The organism is Mixta tenebrionis (genome assembly GCF_006517625.1).
Lineage (GTDB): Bacteria > Pseudomonadota > Gammaproteobacteria > Enterobacterales > Enterobacteriaceae > Mixta > Mixta tenebrionis.
On the sequence record NZ_VHQI01000005.1, the window covers coordinates 353,521 to 371,804 of the forward strand.

16 protein-coding genes are annotated in these 18,284 nt (G+C 55.0%); 6 read left to right on the forward strand and 10 right to left on the reverse strand.

Features of this window, described 5'->3' with window-relative positions; all coding sequences use genetic code 11:
• Positions 1-2,252: 2,252 nt before the first annotated feature.
• The 6 genes from FKM52_RS10805 to FKM52_RS10830 form a co-directional block, all read right to left on the reverse strand.
• Positions 2,253-2,642, reverse strand: a complete 390-nt coding sequence (locus FKM52_RS10805; protein WP_141176172.1) for a TfoX/Sxy family protein — start codon at positions 2,640-2,642, stop codon at positions 2,253-2,255.
• Between the two features lie 73 nt (positions 2,643-2,715).
• Positions 2,716-4,920: a ferric-rhodotorulic acid/ferric-coprogen receptor FhuE gene (fhuE, locus tag FKM52_RS10810; RefSeq protein WP_141176173.1), complete on the reverse strand. Its 2,205-nt coding sequence runs from the start codon at positions 4,918-4,920 to the stop codon at positions 2,716-2,718.
• A gap of 454 nt (positions 4,921-5,374) precedes the next feature.
• Positions 5,375-5,839 (reverse strand): YehS family protein, encoded by a 465-nt coding sequence (locus FKM52_RS10815; protein ID WP_141176174.1) that lies wholly within the window; start codon positions 5,837-5,839, stop codon positions 5,375-5,377.
• A 70-nt stretch (positions 5,840-5,909) separates the two neighbouring features.
• A complete protein-coding gene (gene btsR, locus FKM52_RS10820) occupies positions 5,910-6,638 on the reverse strand; it encodes a two-component system response regulator BtsR (RefSeq protein ID WP_141176175.1) in 729 nt (242 codons plus the stop codon).
• Positions 6,632-8,320: a sensor histidine kinase gene (locus FKM52_RS10825; protein ID WP_141176176.1), complete on the reverse strand. Its 1,689-nt coding sequence runs from the start codon at positions 8,318-8,320 to the stop codon at positions 6,632-6,634. The genes btsR and FKM52_RS10825 overlap by 7 nt, the downstream gene beginning before the upstream one ends.
• A gap of 225 nt (positions 8,321-8,545) precedes the next feature.
• Complete coding sequence (locus FKM52_RS10830) at positions 8,546-8,977, reverse strand: OsmC family protein (protein WP_141176177.1); 432 nt, start codon at positions 8,975-8,977, stop codon at positions 8,546-8,548.
• Between the two features lie 162 nt (positions 8,978-9,139).
• On the opposite strand from FKM52_RS10830, the gene FKM52_RS10835 reads away from it, so the two are divergent.
• The gene (locus FKM52_RS10835; RefSeq protein ID WP_141176178.1) at positions 9,140-9,319 is read left to right on the forward strand and encodes a DUF2158 domain-containing protein; all 180 of its coding nucleotides are present in this window, start codon (positions 9,140-9,142) and stop codon (positions 9,317-9,319) included.
• A 195-nt stretch (positions 9,320-9,514) separates the two neighbouring features.
• Positions 9,515-10,063 carry a spermidine N1-acetyltransferase gene (gene speG / locus FKM52_RS10840; RefSeq protein ID WP_141176179.1) on the forward strand — a complete coding sequence of 183 codons (549 nt, stop codon included), beginning with the start codon at positions 9,515-9,517 and terminating at the stop codon, positions 10,061-10,063.
• Between the two features lie 38 nt (positions 10,064-10,101).
• Here speG and FKM52_RS10845 read toward each other — a convergent pair whose 3' ends face one another.
• The 4 genes from FKM52_RS10845 to FKM52_RS10860 form a co-directional block, all read right to left on the reverse strand.
• On the reverse strand, positions 10,102-10,524 hold the full coding sequence (locus tag FKM52_RS10845) for a hypothetical protein (protein ID WP_141176180.1): 423 nt from the start codon (positions 10,522-10,524) through the stop codon (positions 10,102-10,104).
• 73 nt (positions 10,525-10,597) lie between these two features.
• The gene (gene mmuM / locus FKM52_RS10850; RefSeq protein ID WP_141176181.1) at positions 10,598-11,539 is read right to left on the reverse strand and encodes a homocysteine S-methyltransferase; all 942 of its coding nucleotides are present in this window, start codon (positions 11,537-11,539) and stop codon (positions 10,598-10,600) included.
• Complete coding sequence (gene mmuP / locus FKM52_RS10855) at positions 11,529-12,938, reverse strand: S-methylmethionine permease (protein WP_141176182.1); 1,410 nt, start codon at positions 12,936-12,938, stop codon at positions 11,529-11,531. Before mmuP ends, mmuM begins: the two co-directional genes overlap by 11 nt.
• A 166-nt stretch (positions 12,939-13,104) precedes the next feature.
• The gene (locus FKM52_RS10860) at positions 13,105-13,440 is read right to left on the reverse strand and encodes a DUF2002 family protein (RefSeq protein WP_141176183.1); all 336 of its coding nucleotides are present in this window, start codon (positions 13,438-13,440) and stop codon (positions 13,105-13,107) included.
• 164 nt (positions 13,441-13,604) lie between these two features.
• Between FKM52_RS10860 and FKM52_RS10865 the strand changes: the two genes are divergently transcribed.
• From FKM52_RS10865 to emrA, 4 genes are all read left to right on the forward strand, one after another.
• Complete coding sequence (locus tag FKM52_RS10865; RefSeq protein WP_141176184.1) at positions 13,605-13,919, forward strand: DUF883 family protein; 315 nt, start codon at positions 13,605-13,607, stop codon at positions 13,917-13,919.
• An 862-nt stretch (positions 13,920-14,781) separates the two neighbouring features.
• The gene (locus FKM52_RS10870) at positions 14,782-15,966 is read left to right on the forward strand and encodes an MFS transporter (protein WP_141176185.1); all 1,185 of its coding nucleotides are present in this window, start codon (positions 14,782-14,784) and stop codon (positions 15,964-15,966) included.
• 456 nt (positions 15,967-16,422) lie between these two features.
• Positions 16,423-16,956 (forward strand): transcriptional repressor MprA, encoded by a 534-nt coding sequence (gene mprA / locus FKM52_RS10875; protein ID WP_141176186.1) that lies wholly within the window; start codon positions 16,423-16,425, stop codon positions 16,954-16,956.
• Positions 16,957-17,101: 145 nt separating this feature from the next.
• Positions 17,102-18,277, forward strand: coding sequence for a multidrug efflux MFS transporter periplasmic adaptor subunit EmrA (gene emrA, locus FKM52_RS10880; protein ID WP_141176187.1), 1,176 nt, complete (start codon positions 17,102-17,104; stop codon positions 18,275-18,277).
• Positions 18,278-18,284: the final 7 nt, after the last annotated feature.

The window sequence follows — 18,284 nt, forward strand, 5'->3', positions numbered from 1 at the left end:
GCTCCTGATACTGTTAAAGTTTTTAGTTACCCTGTTATAATATTCATTTAATTACTATAATTAAATCTGCGACGATAACAATCGCTAAATAGCACCTACAGCATGGAATAAAAAAACAGCGAAATATACCGCAGTGTTATACGTTAGCTAAAGTACAACTTTGTTTTTACATACTATCTCTATGGAAAATGCATACGTGGGTGTATGTTATCAGGAGAGAACTTTATACTGGAATTAATCTGCTTACTAACTGATTTTAATAAAAAATCATCAATTATAATGGACTACACTTTGAGCTACACGGCAGCCGAAAACTATTTTTTATAGTGCTGCTGAAAAGACTTTTTCGTATCTATACCTACCCGTTAGCCGTAAAATTCACCGTTCGCGTAGCATTTATCAAAATTAGCAAGGAGTTTACTTTGGATACGTTTTTATGCGCCTACCACTCAAAGAAATGCTGAATGTCTGTAATAGCAGTAGCTTAATTGTGAATAACAGAGCGACTCCTGCCGTTGCGCCGATAACAGAATGGGACTCCAGAACTTTATCAAAATAGCTGGGTAAATAAGATAAGGCTAAATAATATAAGGATCGAAATTAAAATAGCCAGCAAGCCGTCAATAAACTTCTGCCATGATTGATTATTAGCACCTTAACACCTCCTCAAAAAACCCACTCATATTTAACCAAAAAACCACCAATAGCACATCTTCACGTCATGATATGTTATCTTTTAACAAATAACCATAAAATCTTTAAAATAAGGCAACGCGCCAAACTCAAACAGGGAAGATGATGCTTTCAGCCTTATATATAGTCTATGTCATATTATTATCAATATTTTATTACACTTTACACCACTTAAGTTTACATCGTCCATTTTCCATCAATTATATTAATAATTCTGTCCTGGTGCGATTAACCTTTAAAAGAGCACGCTACCGCCCCTGGCATTACAGTTACCAGCGTACTGAATATTTTCAATAGTCCATAAAGCGTAACCCCAGGATTAATAGCTAAAGAAAAATTTATATTTTCTTCAAAAATATACAATTCACCCTAAGAAATCACGGAGGTTATAACCTTAACCCGGACATTCATTCTAATTGCTAATTTCCGTCGTTACCACACTCAAGTTTGCAAAGTTTATTAATTAACTTGAACCCCACCCCAATGTTAAATAAAATAATAGCTTGTTGTTTTTGATCACCTTAAATACGAAAATTTTTAATTGATGGTTAAAAACTTAAAACATAGAAATCCAATTAGCATCCTCATCCACTACTAAAAAAGATCTAAAACTAATTTCTATAAGAGTATATTAATCATGCCGTCCACCTGAAGGAACAAATAAAAACCACCTCATTTTGACAAATACACATTCATTATTACCTTTATCCTTTTACCCTCTTAAAAACATTGCGATATTTCATTTCTCGTGAGGTAGGAATTATATATATCCATCAAAAAAACAAATCGCCATTGACATATATCTTGCTTATTTTTATTCACCCAATCATTAGAATCAAGCAACAACTATAAATCGCCGGAATTTAAAAACCACACATTCCATATTAAGATGTGTCATTAATTGAAGTTCTTGCTCTTTACAAAAAATCAACCCGAGTGTATTGAATCAGTATTTTTGCCCGACTACACTTAATTTTTTTGCTATAGGATTTAGATATTCAGACTCGCCAACGATGTTATAAAAAAATCTCTGTTGGCTTCTTTCTATTTCCTCTGGTACGTCATTTATCTTTACTGCAGAAAGACAACAATTCACTATACTCAATACCTAAACGAGCAACACCTAACCAACAATTATATCGAGCCCTGCCGTAGTATTGACGAAGCTTGCTATAATAAAGTGTAGATTTTATCGTTATGAAAAACTAAGCAGAACATTTGTCAAATAATATCACCATGATTAATGAGCAGCTTTTTAGGCTCCCGCCAACCGCAGCAATACTGCGATGGTTAAAAGCTGTGCTAACATGCCAGCAATATTTTTTGGGCGTAACTAATATCATGTCAAAGCAAGCTTCAGCATCGATTGCATATAAGGAATATTATATCGAGCACACTTTTCCTGAGGTGTATAGCCAGCCTGAAATAAGCAATTCCTTAGGCAACAGGCTATATGGCGTTGGCTAATAACGTGAAAACAGCGAAGCCTCGCGCAAGCCGCTACGGATACGCTTTACGGGCGGGCGTGGGTTAATTGCTAACGCTCCATACAGGAGATATCAAGCAGTAGGGAACGCGCTGTCGCGCGCCCTTCTTTTATTGCTGCTGGCGCGCCTCGCTGCCTCGCCGGCGCTGCGTACCCAGTCAAGCAGCGCCTCCTGATCTTCCAGCAGGCCATCCGGCAGCGTGTAAAACGACAGCGCCACCGCTTTTAACGTGCCGTTGGCGCTACGTCGGGTATAGGTAAAAGGGGAACAGCCAGCGGCAATAAAGCGATCGCGGTTAAGGGCGTCGGTTTTTAAAAACACCACGCCTGCGTGGTCGATTAACAGCACCATCAGGCCATCCTGAAACAGCGCCGTGCTGTTAAACATGCGCCGGATGGCGAAGCGCCCCAGCGGCGCCAGCTGATCGAGAATAAAATCGGTTAACTCATCGGATGCTTTCATGGTTTCTCTCCTTTAGCGGCGCGGCGGCCGGTATTCTCCGCCGCGCCTGGAGAGCGGATTAACCGCTTAAAGATCAGAAGCGATAGCTGGCGCTGACCGAGAAGTTACGCGGCGCGCCATATACCAGATACTGGCTGACGCTGGTGTCATACTTTTTATCAAACAGGTTATTCAGGTTCGCCTGCAGCGAAAGCTGCTTCGTTACCTGATAGCGGCCAAACAGATTCACCAGCGCATAGCTGCCCTGCTCAGCATGCCAGCTGCCGTTGCCCTCCGGCGCGCCGACGTTCTGCCAGATCTTATTCTGCCAGTTAACTCCGCCGCCCAGCGTAAGATCGCTCAGCGACGGCGGCGTCCAGGCGGCGAACAGCTTGACGGTGGTGCGCGGCTGCGTCGGGTTTACCGCCTTGCCTTCGCCATCTTCCGCTACATAGCGCGTTGCGCCAAGCGTCATCTGCAGGCTATCGGTCACCGCGCCGTTGATTTCAAACTCCACGCCCTTGCTGACGGTGCCCTGAGTGGCATAGTAAGCGCTTTCGGTGGTGCCTGGAATCATCTCGCCGGTGGTTTGCGCCACGTTATCCTGCTCGATGCGGAACAGCGAAACCGAAGTCGTCACACGGCTGTTCAGCCAGTCCGCTTTTACTCCCGCCTCATAGTTTTTACCGGTAACCGGCGACAGATAGTGGCGGTTGATATCGCGGTAGGTTTGCGGATTAAAAATCGAGGTATAGCTGGCGTAGGCGGACCAGGCTTCATTAATGTCATAAACCAGCCCGGCGTAAGGCGCGACTTTGCTCTTTTCCAGATTCTGCGACAGCGTGCTGGTGCTCCACTGGGTATAGCGAGCGCCCACAATCAGATGCAGCGGATCGGCCAGCGAAATACGCGTGGCGCTGTAGGCCGATTTCTGATGGATAGTATCTTCCTGCGCCAGACTCAGCGCGCCCCAGTTGGTTTCCGGGAAGCTGCTGTTCCAGTTATTAAAGTTGCCCACCTCCTCCGCCGAAAGGTTGGCGAAGGCGCTCATATAGCGGTTGTGCTGGCGACTATAGCTGACGCCCGCCATCAGCTCATGCTGACGGCCAAACAGCTGATAGGGTCCGCTGGCGAAGGCGTCGACAGCATGTACCTTGCGCTTGCCGGTGTTGTAGCCGGTGCCGCCGACTACCGGATAACCGGCATAGGAGCTGACGCCCAGCCCGCTGTTGCGGTCGAAGTAGCCATCGATATAGAGCATTTTACTGTCAAGTTCGGTTTCCGTATGGGTGCCGTTCAGCGTGAATTGCCAGCCATTGTCGAAACGCTGCTTCAGGGTGGCGAACACTTTTTTCGACTGTTTATCGCTGTAAGCCCAGTCAGGCGCGGTGCTGAAGCTGCGGTGATAATCGGTTTTACCGCCGTCGCGATACCAGCGCGGCAGGCCGCCCCACGGCGGGCTGTCGGCATTGGTTTCCTGATAGTCATAGCCGAGCGATAAGGTGGTGGAATCCGTCAGATCGGCATCCACCACGCCGTAGATAAACTTCTTGTTGGCGCTGTAGCGATCGATATAGCTATCGTTATCCTGATAGCCGGCAATCATACGCCCGCGCACGTTGCCGGATGCGGTTAACGGCGCGGAAAGATCGAGCACATAGCGCTGCTTATCCCAGCTGCCGTAGGTGGCGGAAACGTTGCCGGTAAACTCGCGGCTGTCGGCATGCTTGCGCACCATATTAACCGACGCCGAGGGATTGCCCGTTCCGCTCATCAAGCCGGTCGCGCCGCGCACCACCTCGATACGCTCGTAAATTGCGGTATCGGCGGCGGAATCGCCCAGGTTCCAGCGTTCTTCAAACACGGTGGGAATATCATCCACCATATAGTTATCGATCAGAAAGCCGCGTGAATAGAAGGTGCTGCGATCGTAATCCGCTACGCTTTCGCTGACGCCGGTGGTGTTTTTCAGCACGTCGCCCAGCGTTTGCAGCTGCTGGTCCTGCATGCGCTGCTTGCTGATGATGCTGACGGACTGCGGGATATCACGCGCGGTCATGGTCATTTTGGTGCCCGCCTGGGTGACCGGTACGCTGTAGTCGCTTTGCTGAGTCGCGTCAGGGCTGTCGCCTGCGGCCTCAACTATCAGCGTATCCTCTTTTTCCGCCGCCGTAGCGCCGGGAAGAAAAAGCGCGGCGGCTACCAGCGTAGCCAGCGGCGTAAGGAGCAGCCCCGCATTTTTTACTGATACAGACGCACAAGCGCGCCTTTCCCTGTGGTTTGTTAAAAGTGCGAGCATGTTTTACCTTCGCGAAATTTTTTTATTTTTTGCTATCCCTACCCGCGCCGCCTTGCGGCTGGCGCACGATACGAATGCGGTATTCCCTGCGTCAACAGCCACTGCCGACGTGTAAACCTTCCCTGAACGCAACCCGGCTACGGGGTTGACCCCTGCCCCTAATATTGCGAATGAGAACTTTAATCATTTATATTCATACTGTAAATGGCTATTGCTGACGGTAAGAAAAACTAAAGTGGCAAGGGAGTTGTGCGCTATGGATAGGGGTACGGCAAGGCGAAGCGAGTTTAACCTCCGCTGCTTTTGTACGGCATAAGCAGCCAGAGGGAAATAAGCAGCCAGACGGAAGATCGACGAACGCGAATTGTCACACCGGCTGGAGAAGGTAAAAGCACCCGATCGGGAGCGTCAAATCATGCAGGGTGATTTGGCGCCCCGGCACAAGCCAGCCGTTTTAAGCCGGACGCAGGCGGCTGGTTAAGCCGCGCAGGAAATAGCGCAGGAACTGATCGCCGCACTCGCGATAGTTTTTATGATCCGGCGCGCGCATCATAGCGGTAATTTCCGACATCGAAATGCGAAACTGCTGGGCGGTGAGGATAGCCAGGATATCGTCCGTTTTCAGCGCGAAGGCAACGCGCAGCTTTTTGAGGATAATATTATTGTTAAGGCGGCGCTCCGCCTTTAACGGCGGCATAGATTCATCTTTGCCGCGCCGATGGTAAATCAGGCCGTTAAGAAAGCAGCTCATGACCACGTCAGGACAGGCGACAAAGCCCTCCTCTTCTTCTTTCAACACGTAGCCCGCAACCTGCTCCGCCGTTACCGTCGTATCGGCCAGCGCCAGAATGGCGACTATATCGTTGTTGTTTAGCTTCAGCATGTAGCGCAGGCTACGCAGCACATCGTTGTTTACCATCGCTCTCTCTTTATTCTTCCGGCGTATAAAGCGGGCAGTATAGCGATCTCTGCGCGCTTGACGAGCAAAACTACGCGCTTTTCAGCCCCAGCGCCTCTTTCAGGCTTTTCAGATAGCGGCGGCTGACCGGTACTTTTTGCCCGGCGCGCAGCAGCAGCTCCGCCTGTCCGTTTTCCAGAAAACGGATCTCTTTCAGCTGCGCCATATTAACCAGATACTGCCGATGGCAGCGTATCAACGGCGTACGACACTCCAGAGTGCGCAGCGTCAGCTCGGTAAAGCCTTCCGTACCGTCCACGCCGGTGACGAAAACGCCGCTTACGCGACTGCTGACGTAGGCGACCTCCGCCATCTGCAGCAGCCAGATGCGGCTGTGCCCGCTACAGGGGATAAATTTCAACGCCTGCTGATTTTCCGGCAGCAGCGCCAGATCCTGCGCGCCGCGATGGTGACGCAGCCGCGTCAGGGTTTTCTGCAGCCGCCCGGCGTCAACCGGCTTAAGCAGATAGTCAAAGGCGTGCGCCTCGAACGCCTGCACGGCGTATTCATCAAAGGCGGTCAGGAAAACAATGTGCGGACGCCGCTCGCTATCCAGCATGCCCGCCATCTCCAGCCCGGAAATACGCGGCATCTGAATATCAAGAAACAGCACGTCGGGGCGCAGCCGGTGCACCGCGCCGATCGCCTCCACCGCGTTAGCGCTTTCGCCCACGATGTCGATGCCCTCTTCCTTTTCCAGCAGCACGCGCAGATTCTCCCGCGCCAGCGGCTCATCATCGACAATTAATACCTTTAACACGTCTTCTCCTCCAGCGGCAAACGCAGGGTCACACAGGTAAACTGCTCAGGAATGCAGCTTACGCTGATGCCGCAGTCGTCGCCGAAACGGGCGCGCAGGCGTTTATCCACCAGGCTCATTCCCAGCCCGCCTGCGCCTTCAGGTTGCCGATAAAGACCGGCGTTATCTTCTATTTTTACCAGCAGCCGATCCTGCTGCTGCGTAGCGCTGAGCCTGATCTCACCAACGCCCAGCAGCTGCGAGGTGCCGTGTTTAATGGCGTTTTCCACGATCGGCTGCAGCGTGAAGGCGGGCAGCCGCACCTGCGCCAGCGCCTGCGGCACATCCAGCGACACCTGCAGCCGCGCCTGAAAGCGCGCCTGCTCAATTTGCAAATAGGCGTTTACATGCTCAATTTCATCCGCCAGCGTGACCACTTCGCTGGGCCGCTTGAGGTTTTTACGAAAAAAGGTAGAGAGATATTGCACCAGCTGCCCCGCCTGCTCGCTGTCGCGCCGGATAACCGCCATCAGCGTATTCAGCGCGTTAAACAGGAAATGCGGATTCACCTGCGCATGCAGCAGCTTGATCTCCGACTGCGCCAGCAGCGCCTGCTGGCGTTCATACTGCCCCGCCAGGATCTGCGCCGAGAGCAGCTGTGCGATACCCTCGCCCAGCGTGCGGTTAATGGAGCTGAACAGGCGATTTTTCGCCTCGTACAGCTTAATGGTGCCGATAACGCGCTGGGCTTCGCCGCGCAGCGGGATCACCAACGTCGAACCCAGCTTGCAGTGCGGATGCAGCGAGCAGCGGTAAGGCACTTCGTTGCCGTCGGCGTACACCACCTCCCCTTGCTCAATGGCGCGTCGCGTCCAGACGGAGGAGATGGGCCGCCCCGGCAGATGGTGATCGCCGCCGATGCCGGTAAAGGCGAGCAGCTTTTCGCGATCGGTGATCGCCACCGCGCCGATATCCAGCTCGCGATAGAGCACCTGCGCCACCTTCATGCTGTTTTCTTCATTGAACCCCTGGCGCAGGATGCCTTCGGTTGATGCGGCCACCTTCAGCGCGGTGGCGGAAAAAGCGGAACTGTATTTCTCCAGCATGGCGCGCTTATCCAGCAGGATACGCATAAAGAGCGCGGCGCCGACGGTATTAGTCACCACCATCGGCGCCGCGATGCTGTACACCAGCTTCAGCGCCTCGTCAAAAGGGCGCGCCAGCAGCAGAATGATCGCCATCTGAATGACCTCCGCCACCAGCGTCACCGCCCCGGCGGTAAGCGGGCTGAAAACCTGACGGCTGCGTCCTCGTTTGATCAGCACGCGGTGCGCCAGGCCGCCGAGCAGCCCTTCCATAATGGTGGAAACCATACAGCTTACGTCGGTCATGCCGCCCAGCGAATAGCGGTGCAGACCGCCGGTCAGCCCCACCAGCCCGCCGACCAGCGGCCCGCCAAGCAGCCCGCCCATCACCGCGCCCACCGCGCGCGTGTTGGCGATCGAATCGGAAATATGCAGGCCAAACCAGGTGCCCAGCAGGCAAAAGACGGAGAAAACAACGTAGCAGAGGAACTTATGCGGCAGTCGCACCGTGACCTGCATCAGCGGAATAAACAGCCGCGTTTTGCTCATCAGCCAGGCGATAACCAGAAATACACACATCTGCTGGAGCAACAGCAGCACCAGATTAAATTCATACATACCGACGACCGCGCATGATTGACCAGCGCGTAACATACCCTGCTACAACGATTTTTTCTTTGAAGGGCGGCAAATTATGCCGATCGCGCCGCGGCGGGCGGGCGCAGGGAGAAGGTGTCTTCGGGGCTTGCTGCGGGCGTGGAGCCGTACAGCGACGGCAGTTAATGACTCTTTTTCTTATATGGCCGCCCCACGGACGCGGGGCGACGCGGCAAAACCGGCGGCCTAGTTTTCCAGGCGGTAATTTAGCGTGATTTCCGCGTTCAGCACCTGTGATACCGGGCAGCCCGCTTTGGCTTTATTGATAATTTCATCAAAGGCCGCGCTATCGATGCCCGGCAGCTTAACGGTGCTGTCGAGAGCGATTTTGGTGATGGCGAAGCCTTCGCCCTGCTTATCCAGCGCAACATCCGCCGTGGTATCGATGCTCTGCGGCGTATGACCCGCCTGCCCCAGCATCATCGACAGCGCCATAGAAAAGCAGGCGGCGTGCGCGGCGCCGATCAGCTCTTCCGGGTTGGTGCCGGGTTGATCTTCGAAACGGGTGTTAAAACCATACGGCTGCTGCTGCAGCGCGCCGCTTTCGGTAGAGACGGTGCCTTTACCGCGTTTCAAATCGCCTTCCCAGTGCGCCTGCCCTTTTTTATGAATGGTCATCTTTCCTCCCGTTTTACTGAAATGTACTATCAGTATAGTTAGCCTGCTGCATATCAGCCGCCGGCAACCGCTTACCGCCTCAGATGAAAGCGGCTAACCCGCGCCACGGCACTGCTGCCGGGCCGGAAAAAAATGTAACCAACAGCAACCCCTGGAGAGACCATGTATCAGAAAGATGATTTTGTGCAGGCTAAAACCGGCGGCCCGAAAATGCAGGTGTTGCGCACAGAAGGCGATACCCTGTGGTGCGCACGCATCGACGATGCGGAGAAAAAAGAGATCGAAATCCCGGCCAGCTCGGTCAATCCTTACCGCGAAGAGGGCGATTTCGGCGTCTGCTGACCTCGCGAAAAGAGCAAAAAAACGCCATGGACGGAAAAGAACGGCAGCTCAGGGACGGCTTTTTCGCTTTCGCGTTTCCTGCGTTATGCGCCCCGGTTCCATCCCGCCTGCGGGCGGTTCAGCCTTCGCGCGCTGTTTACGCGAGGCGCCGGTATCAGCCCGGCAACGATACTGTTTTACTACAAGGATGCCTGTATGAGCGTGAAACTACGCCCGCTTGAACGCGAAGATTTACATTTCGTCCACCAGCTGGATAACAACGCCAGCGTAATGCGCTACTGGTTTGAAGAGCCCTATGAGGCGTTTGTCGAACTTTCCGATCTCTATAACAAACATATTCACGACCAGAGCGAGCGCCGCTTTGTGGTGGAAAACGAGGGCGAGAAAGTCGGCCTGGTGGAACTGGTGGAGATCAACCACGTGCACCGCCGCGCCGAGTTCCAGATTATTATCGATCCCACTCATCAGGGAAAAGGGCTGGCGAGCCAGGCGGCAAAGCTGGCGATGGATTACGGTTTTTCCGTGCTGAATCTCTACAAGCTTTACCTGATTGTCGATCAGGAGAATGAGAAGGCGATTCATATCTACAGCAAGCTGGGCTTTGAGATTGAGGGCGTGCTGCGCCACGAGTTTTTTATTAACGGCGAATACCGCAATACCATTCGCATGTGCATTTTCCAGCACCAGTATCTGCAAAAGCATAAAACGCAGACCGGGGCGATGGTGAAACCCACCGCCCAGTAGCCTGATATCACGTCGACAGCCGCGCGTCGGCGCCAGCGTTAGCCGCCGCGCGCGCCGACCGGGTTGATAACCGGCCGCACCTGCGCAGGCGCAATGTTATACATGCCGCCATAGAAGGGATCGACCAGCAGCCAGCCGGGGAAGCCGCCCAGCGGAATATTGCCGAGGATATACCAGAGGTTGGCTTGCTCTTTTAGCGGCAGCGTCAGCGGCACATAGCCGGGACGCTCCAGCATCACCAGATAGCTTTTTTTGCCGAAGTAGCTGCCGTTGGATTTCGCCAGCTCGACGGTTTGCGGCGTCACGCCTTGCGCGACGGGGCGCCCGGTTTCATCCTGCACCACAAAGGCTGCGCCCTGCGGAACAGAATCAATATGCACGCTTTGGGTTTCCGAGCCGACAATAGCGGCGCAGCCGCTAAGCAGCGAGGCGGCTGCCAGCGCCAGTAACAGGCGTTTCATACGCTTTCCTGATTTTTACGGTTAGGTAGTTACTCTAATCGGCAGCGGCGCATATTTCCTTAGGCCCGCCGCGTTAGCGGCGGACGGAATGACAGCAGCGGGCCAGCGCGGCGATATCCTGCGGCGTGGTGCGGCAGCAGCCGCCAATAATTTGCGCCCCCGCCGCCTGCCACTCCGCCAGCTTATCCTGTAGCGAACAGCCGGCGGGCGCGCTGTGCCAGCTTTTACTCGCCGCATCATACTGCTCGCCGGAATTGGGGTAGGCCAGCAGCGGTTTATCGGTCAGGCGGCGTAATGTTTCCAGCGCCGGGGTAACCTTTTCCAGCGCGATGCAGTTAATACCCAGCGCCAGCGCCTGCGGGCAGCGGTTCAGCAGCGCGGCGACCGCCGTCAGCGGCGTACCGTCAGAAAGGTGCTCGCTGTCGCGCAGGGTGAAGGAGAACCAGGCGGGCAGCTGGGGAAACTCCGCCAGCAGCGCCTCCAGCGCCTCCAGCTCAGCGTAAGAAGGCAATGTCTCGCAGGCCAGCAGATCGACGCCCGCCGCCGCCAGCGCTTCAATGCGCGGACGATGAAAGGCCATCATCTCCGCCTGCGGCAGCGTATAGTCGCCGCGATATTCCGCGCCGTTCGCCAGATAAGCGCCATAGGGCCCTACCGAGCCGGCCACCAGCAGCGGCGCGGCCTGCGGCTGCCGCGCCAGATAATCCTCGCGCGCCCGTAACGCCAGCTCAGCGCTGCGCGCGATCAGCTCGCGCGCCTGCGCCTCATTCAGCCCGCGCGCGGCGAAGCCCAGCGGCGTCGCCTGATAGCTGGCGGTGATGGCGCACTGCGCTCCGGCGGCGAAATAGTCGTAATGCACCTGATAAATCAGCTGCGGATCTTCCAGCAGCACTTTCGCTGACCAGAGCGCATCGGCCAGCCGGCAGCCGCGCGCTTCCAGCTCCGTCGCCAGCGCGCCATCCAGAATCAGCGTGCCGTGACGCTGGAGCAAATCGGCAATGGGATTAAACAGCATGTTCCGTTTCCTTAGCGCTTTCCCGCTTGTTTCGTTGTGTCAGCCAGTAAGCGCCGTAGCAGAGCGCGACAAAAGGCAGCCCGCACCAGAGAGCGATGCGCTGTTCGGGATCGAACGCCAGCCCAACGCAGGCCAGCAGGCAGAGTACGAAACCCAGTATCGGCGTCAGCGGGAACCAGGGCGCACGATATTTTAGTTCGGCAAGCGCATGACCTTCTCGCAGGTAGCGACGGCGAAACGCATAGTGCGCGGCGCAGATGCTGAGCCAGACCGCCACCACGGCAAAGCCGGAAATCGCGGAGAGCGCTACGTAAACCGTATCCGCCGCGACGATGCTGGAAAACAGCGCCAGCAGCCCGCCCAGCATGCTGGCGCTGATGGCGAACAGCGGAATGCCGCGTCGCGTCAGGCGAGCGAAGCAGCGCGGCAGCGTGCCCTCGTTAGAGAGCGACCAGAGCATACGTCCTGAAGCGTACAGGCCGGAGTTCGCCGCCGAGAGAATCGCCGTCAGAATAACAAAGTTGATAATATCCGCCGCCCAGGGCAGGCCGATCTTTTCAAATACCAGCACGAAAGGACTTTTGACAATGCCCGCCTGATCCATTGGTATCAGCGCCGCCAGGATCAGCACCGTGCCGATAAAAAAGATAATCAGCCGCGCCACGGTGGTGCGAATCGCCAGCGGCACTACCTGCTGCGGATTCTCCGTTTCCCCGGCGGCGATGCCGATCAGTTCAGTGCCGGAGAAGGCGAAGTTTACCGCTACCATGGTCATCAAAATCGGCAGTACGCCATGCGGCAGCCAGCCGGAGGCGGTGAGGTTATGGAAGAACGGCGCGGGCGTGCCGTCTTTGAGCGGGATTACGCCGAATACCGCACAGCCGCCCAGAATAATAAAGGCGAGGATGGTGATCACTTTGATCAGGGAGAACCAGAATTCACCCTCGGCAAAAAAGCGCGTCGAGATAACGTTCAGTAAAAAGATCGCGATGCAGAACACCAGACACCAAAGCCAGACCGGCGATTGCGGAAACCAGTACTGCATACAGAAACCGGCGGCCGTCAGGCTGGAGCCGAGCGCCACGGTCCAGGTGAGCCAGTAGAGCCAGGCGACAGCATAGCCGGTAGCCGGGCTGAGGTAGCGGCTGGCGTAGACGTGAAACGCGCCGGTTTCCGGCATCGCCACCGACAGTTCGCCCAGCGACTGCATGACCAGCCAGACCACCAGCGCGCCGATCAGATAGGCCAGCAGCGTCCCCGCCGCGCCGGTAGTGGAAATAATATAGCCGGTGTTGAAAAACAGGCCGGTGCCAATCACCCCGCCCAGGGAGAGCATCACCAGATGGCGCGCTTTCATACTGCGTTTAAATTCGTCGCCTTGCGGCTGTGCTGACTGCATATATCTATCCGTATGGACGTCTAAACTTCTATATAAGGCAGGATTTATACCTGTCCCGACGACAGATTGCAATGCAAGAAAGATGCGACAGCAGCAGGTGAGCGGAAAGGGACGCCACCGTGCAGAGGTTGGCGGCGTTAATAAATCATGCGCGGCGCAGGCGAAATTAACCGAACATGCTCTGTAAATAGCGCTCCAGCGCGGCGCGCGAACTAAAGCCGTGCGGAATGCCGTAGTGATCCTGAGTATCCCCAATCAGATAGACGGGGAACTGCGTATAGTGATCGCAGGTTTTGATCTCCGACGCCGGATCCGCATAGTTCAGGCTTTTCTCTTTCAGCGTCGGATGAATGACCAGGGCAGTTCTTCCCAGGCGCGCCTCACGGTTGACGTAAACATAGTTATCGCCCCGGCGGTAGCCATAGGTTTTCGGCGTCACGGCATCCATTTCAAAACCGGCTTTTTCCAGAACGCGCGCCACCTCATCTGGTCGTAAATACATGCTCAATCCTCTCATTCTTATAAAGCTTCGCAACCTTACAACAGCGCGGCGGCCAGGGGCATTCAGAATTATCCAGAAAGCCTGCCGCAGGTGACGCTTCGCGCTGCGCTTGCGGTGGATGGTCTACACTCAATATTACGTTATTCAGCAAAGGGAGAATAAAAATGTTCAAACAAACAACGACAAACGACCAGGCAGACTTTCATCAGGATATTTCAGCGCTGGCGGATACGCTGGACGATTTGCTGAAATCTTACGGCAGTAAAGCCCAGGATGACATTGACGCGGCGCGGAGTAAAGCGGAAGCGCTGTTAAAAGAGACGCGCGCTAAGTTGCATGGACGTAACCGCGTCAGCCAGGCGGCGCGCAATGCTGGACAGCAGGTAGACGGCTGGATCCACGATAAACCCTGGCAGGGCGCCGGTATTGGCGCGGCGGTCGGTATTTTTATCGGAGCGCTGCTGGCTTCCCGTCGTTAACGCCTGCGCTTATGTTCTTTCCCCGCACGGGCGGGGAAAGAAATCACCTGCGGAAACTTAAGCTTCGTCCGACACCTTCCCCACTCGCTCAGGGAAAAATCACCCGCGGAAACTTAAGCTTCGTCCGACACCTTCCCCACTCGCTCAGGGAAAAATCACCCGCGGAAACTTAAGCTTCGTCCGACACCTTCCCCACTCGCTCAGGGAAAAATCACCCGCGGAAACTTAAGCTTCGTCCGACACCTTCCCTGCCTGCAGAGGAAAAATAAAACCTGCCGCCGTTTCCTCGCCGGTAAGCAAATAGCGCATTTATCCAAACGCCGCGCTATTTGGACGTTGCTTTGCATATACAAAGTTACGTTTGCGTCTGGCGCGTGCGGATACGCCCGGCGGTTAATTTTCTCTGCCGCCATACAGATATCGCCTGGCGGCTGATGTTCTCTGCCGCCATACAGCTATCGCCCAGCGGCTGATGTTCTCTGCTGCCATGCAGCTATCGCCCGGCGGCTGATGTTCTCTGATGCCATACAGATATTGCCCGGCGGTGAAAACACGCTGCGCTAAACTTCAGCGCAAACGATAAATACCCCGCGCCAGTGGGTCAGCGGCTGCAGCTAAAACAGGTACGCACGCCGGTGGAAAAATTCAGCCGGCGGTAAAAATAAGCGGCGGAAATGTTAAGCAATAAACCAGTAATTGTTGCCTTAATTTAATATCTCCTGCATTCAGGCGGCCTGTCGGGACGCTTTGCACTGCTGAAACAGTAAACAAAACTGGTATGTCCTGTTAAATGCTTTCAACCACGAAATAGTTTTTTGGGTTACTATTAGTTCCGACGAATTATCAACCATGCTTATTTCTTATGAATTCAACGACTCATGGACTCAGCCCGACGCTGGTGGCGTTAATGTCCATCGCTACCGGGCTGGCGGTAGCCTGCAACTACTATGCGCAGCCTTTGCTGGATACCATTGCCCGCGGCTTTAACCTGTCGGTAAGCCAGGCCGGTTTTATTGTGACCACGGCGCAGCTCGGCTACGCTGCCGGCTTGTTACTGCTGGTGCCGCTGGGCGACCGCCTTGAGCGGCGCGCGCTGATCGTAGGCATGAGCCTGCTGGCGGCTGGCGGCATGGTAATTACCGCCCTTGCCACCAGCCTTACCATGATGCTGCTGGGCACCGCCCTGACCGGGCTGTTTTCCGTGGTCGCGCAGCTGCTGGTGCCGCTGGCGGCAACGCTGGCCGCTCCGGAGAAGCGCGGCAAGGTAGTGGGCACGGTAATGAGCGGGCTGCTGCTCGGCATTTTACTGGCGCGTACCGTTGCCGGCGCGCTGGCGCAGCTGGGCGGCTGGCGTGCGGTATTCTGGGTAGCCAGCGTGCTGATGGCGTTAATGGCGCTGGCGCTGTGGCGCGGTTTACCACGCTATCGGCAGACGGTGGCGTTAAGCTATCCGCAGCTGCTTGGCTCTATTTTTCATCTCTATGCCGCCGCGCGCGTGCTGCGCACCCGCGCCGTTATCGGCTGTCTCTCTTTCGCTAACTTCAGCATCTTATGGACTTCAATGGCGTTTCTGCTGGCGGCTCCCCCCTGGAACTACAGCGAGGGCGAAATTGGCCTGCTGGGGCTGGCCGGCGCCGCCGGCGCCCTGGCGGCGCGTCAGGCCGGCACGCTGGCCGATCGGGGCAAAGCACGCCTGACTACCACGCTGGGCCTGCTGATTATGCTGGCTTCCTGGGCGCTGACCGCGCTGGGCGCCCATTCGCTGCTGGCCCTGATCGCCGGGATTATTCTGCTCGATCTGGCGGTACAGGGCGTACACATCACTAATCAGAGCGTGATCTATCGGCGCATGCCCGAAGCGCGCAACCGGCTAACCGCCGGTTATATGACCAGCTACTTTATCGGCGGCGCGGCTGGATCACTGCTCTCCGCTAACGCTTATCATTTTGCCGGCTGGTATGGCGTATGCGCCGCCGGCTCGCTATTAACTTTGCTTAATCTGTTATGCTGGTGGGCCGGCTATCGCTATGAAGATCACAAGAATTAACTGACAGAACATAAATAGCCTTTCTTTCAGGCAAACCGAGCTACCAGGCCGCTAAGCGCTCTGATATGGTTAGTTTGAAATTCATTCATATCAGTTATATTTTCATAAGCAATTATTTAAGGTACAGAAAGAGTATCGTGATAAAGCCGCAGTAAACAACAACGCTATTCATGTCAGCCATACGCCTGTTATATTAGCGTCAGGCATGTTTCCCGCGGCAGCTGCCAGCGAGCAACAGTAGTATCGCGCAGCGTTTTTGCTTTACTCCGTGGCGATTGATCGATCAGACCCGCGACCGCCTTAATCCGGCAGTCTGAAGTTTCGGTTTATGGAGTGAGCCGGAAATATTGAATGGTGACGTAGCGACCGCATGAACAGACCCGCTGGTAGCGCTGTTGATGCCTGTTTCGTCATCACCATTACTATACCAGTTGCAACTAATGAGGTTCCTTTAAGATGGAAAGTTCGTTTACTCCCATTGAACAGATGCTGAACATTCGCGCCACCCGCCATAAAGATTTCCCACTCCAGGAAATCATGCTGACGCGTCTGTGCATGCATATGCAGAGCAAGCTGTTGGATAATCGCAATAAAATGCTGAAAGCTCAGGGGATTAACGAGACACTGTTTATGGCGCTAATTACGCTGGACGCTCAGGAGAATCAGAGCATTCAGCCTTCCGAACTGAGCGCGGCGCTGGGATCGTCCCGCACCAACGCGACGCGTATCGCCGATGAGCTGGAAAAACGCGGCTGGATTGAACGACGCGAAAGCGATAACGATCGCCGCTGCCTGCACCTGCACCTGACGGAAAAAGGGAATGCGTTCCTGCGCCAGGTACTTCCGCCGCAGCATCAGAGCCTGCAGTATCTTTGGTCCTCCCTGAGCAACAGCGAAAAAACCCAGCTGGAGAGCCTGACGCGCAAGCTGCTGAACCGTCTGGATCAGATGGATGAAGAGGAGGTTATTTCCTCCCTCTCCCATCAATAGCAATTCCTGCGACACAATCACACTCAGAAATCGATATCTTAGTCCGCTTTTGTCCATGCCAGCGCCGTTTCGCTGGCTTTTTAGGCTCGGGCTACTGCGTACAAGGAGCGACGCACCCCGAATAGGTGTATACGTGGAGAAAACCATGAGTGCGAATGCGGAAACGCAATCCCCCCAGAAGTCTGCCGGGAAAAAGAAAACGCGTAAAAAAGCGTTAATCTTCCTGGCGGCGCTGTTTATTCTGGCCGGCATTGCTTACCTGATTTACTGGGCGCTGGTGCTGCGTCATTTTGAAGAAACCGATGATGCCTACGTGGCGGGCAATCAGGTGCAGATTATGGCCCAGGTGTCCGGCAGCGTGAACAGAGTCTGGTTTGATAACACCGACTTCGTTAAAAAAGGCGACGTGCTGGTAACGCTGGATAAAACCGATGCGGAGCAGGCGTTTGAAAAAGCGCAAACCGCGCTGGCTACCAGCGTGCGCCAGACGCATCAGCTGATGATTAACAGCAAGCAGTATCAGGCCTCGATTGCCCTGCGAAAAACCGCGCTGGCGCAGGCGGAAGCCGACCTGAAGCGCCGTGAGCCGCTGGGCGCCTCTAATCTGATCGGCCGTGAAGAGCTGCAGCACGCGCGCGACGCCGTCGCTACCGCCAGGGCGCAGCTGGACGTGGCGGTGCAGCAATATAATGCCAATCAGGCGGTAATTCTGGATACCTCGCTGGAAAACCAGCCCGCGGTAAAACAGAACGCCGCCGCGCTGCGTGACGCCTGGCTGGCGTTACAGCGCACCGAAATTCGCAGCCCGATTGACGGCTACGTTTCCCGCCGCAGCGTGCAGGTAGGCGCGCAGATTTCTCCCGCCACGCCGCTGATGGCGGAAGTACCCGCCACCGGCGTCTGGGTCGACGCCAACTTTAAAGAGACGCAGCTGGCAGGCGTGCGCATCGGCCAACCGGCCACGGTGATCAGCAATATCTATGGTGATGACGTGGTGTACCACGGCAAGGTCGTCGGCCTGGATATGGGCACCGGCAGCGCCTTTTCTCTGCTGCCCGCGCAGAACGCAACGGGGAACTGGATCAAAGTCGTCCAGCGTCTGCCGGTACGTATTGAGCTGGATGCCAAAGAAGTGGCGGATCATCCGCTGCGCATCGGCCTTTCCACGCTGGTTAAAATAGATACCAGCAATAAAGAGGGCAGCGTGCTGGCTTCTCAGGTACGTCAGGGCCCCGCTTATCAGAGCGATGCGCTGGCGATCGATCTGGCGCCGGTCAATCAGTTAATCAGCGAGATCATTCGCGCCAATGCGAGCGAGTAACGCGGGA

What these genes read in the sequence shown, in the direction of transcription:
- speG (WP_141176179.1), top strand. Translation starts at nt 9,515, where the DNA reads ATGAGCGTGAAACTACGCCCGCTTGAACGCGAAGATTTACATTTCGTC.
- mmuM (WP_141176181.1), bottom strand. Translation starts at nt 11,539, where the DNA reads ATGCTGTTTAATCCCATTGCCGATTTGCTCCAGCGTCACGGCACGCTG.
- FKM52_RS10865 (WP_141176184.1), top strand. Translation starts at nt 13,605, where the DNA reads ATGTTCAAACAAACAACGACAAACGACCAGGCAGACTTTCATCAGGAT.
- FKM52_RS10805 (WP_141176172.1), bottom strand. Translation starts at nt 2,642, where the DNA reads ATGAAAGCATCCGATGAGTTAACCGATTTTATTCTCGATCAGCTGGCG.
- FKM52_RS10830 (WP_141176177.1), bottom strand. Translation starts at nt 8,977, where the DNA reads ATGACCATTCATAAAAAAGGGCAGGCGCACTGGGAAGGCGATTTGAAA.
- FKM52_RS10870 (WP_141176185.1), top strand. Translation starts at nt 14,782, where the DNA reads ATGAATTCAACGACTCATGGACTCAGCCCGACGCTGGTGGCGTTAATG.
- mprA (WP_141176186.1), top strand. Translation starts at nt 16,423, where the DNA reads ATGGAAAGTTCGTTTACTCCCATTGAACAGATGCTGAACATTCGCGCC.
- FKM52_RS10815 (WP_141176174.1), bottom strand. Translation starts at nt 5,839, where the DNA reads ATGGTAAACAACGATGTGCTGCGTAGCCTGCGCTACATGCTGAAGCTA.
- FKM52_RS10860 (WP_141176183.1), bottom strand. Translation starts at nt 13,440, where the DNA reads ATGTATTTACGACCAGATGAGGTGGCGCGCGTTCTGGAAAAAGCCGGT.
- FKM52_RS10835 (WP_141176178.1), top strand. Translation starts at nt 9,140, where the DNA reads ATGTATCAGAAAGATGATTTTGTGCAGGCTAAAACCGGCGGCCCGAAA.
- fhuE (WP_141176173.1), bottom strand. Translation starts at nt 4,920, where the DNA reads ATGCTCGCACTTTTAACAAACCACAGGGAAAGGCGCGCTTGTGCGTCT.
- emrA (WP_141176187.1), top strand. Translation starts at nt 17,102, where the DNA reads ATGAGTGCGAATGCGGAAACGCAATCCCCCCAGAAGTCTGCCGGGAAA.
- FKM52_RS10845 (WP_141176180.1), bottom strand. Translation starts at nt 10,524, where the DNA reads ATGAAACGCCTGTTACTGGCGCTGGCAGCCGCCTCGCTGCTTAGCGGC.
- mmuP (WP_141176182.1), bottom strand. Translation starts at nt 12,938, where the DNA reads ATGCAGTCAGCACAGCCGCAAGGCGACGAATTTAAACGCAGTATGAAA.
- FKM52_RS10825 (WP_141176176.1), bottom strand. Translation starts at nt 8,320, where the DNA reads ATGTATGAATTTAATCTGGTGCTGCTGTTGCTCCAGCAGATGTGTGTA.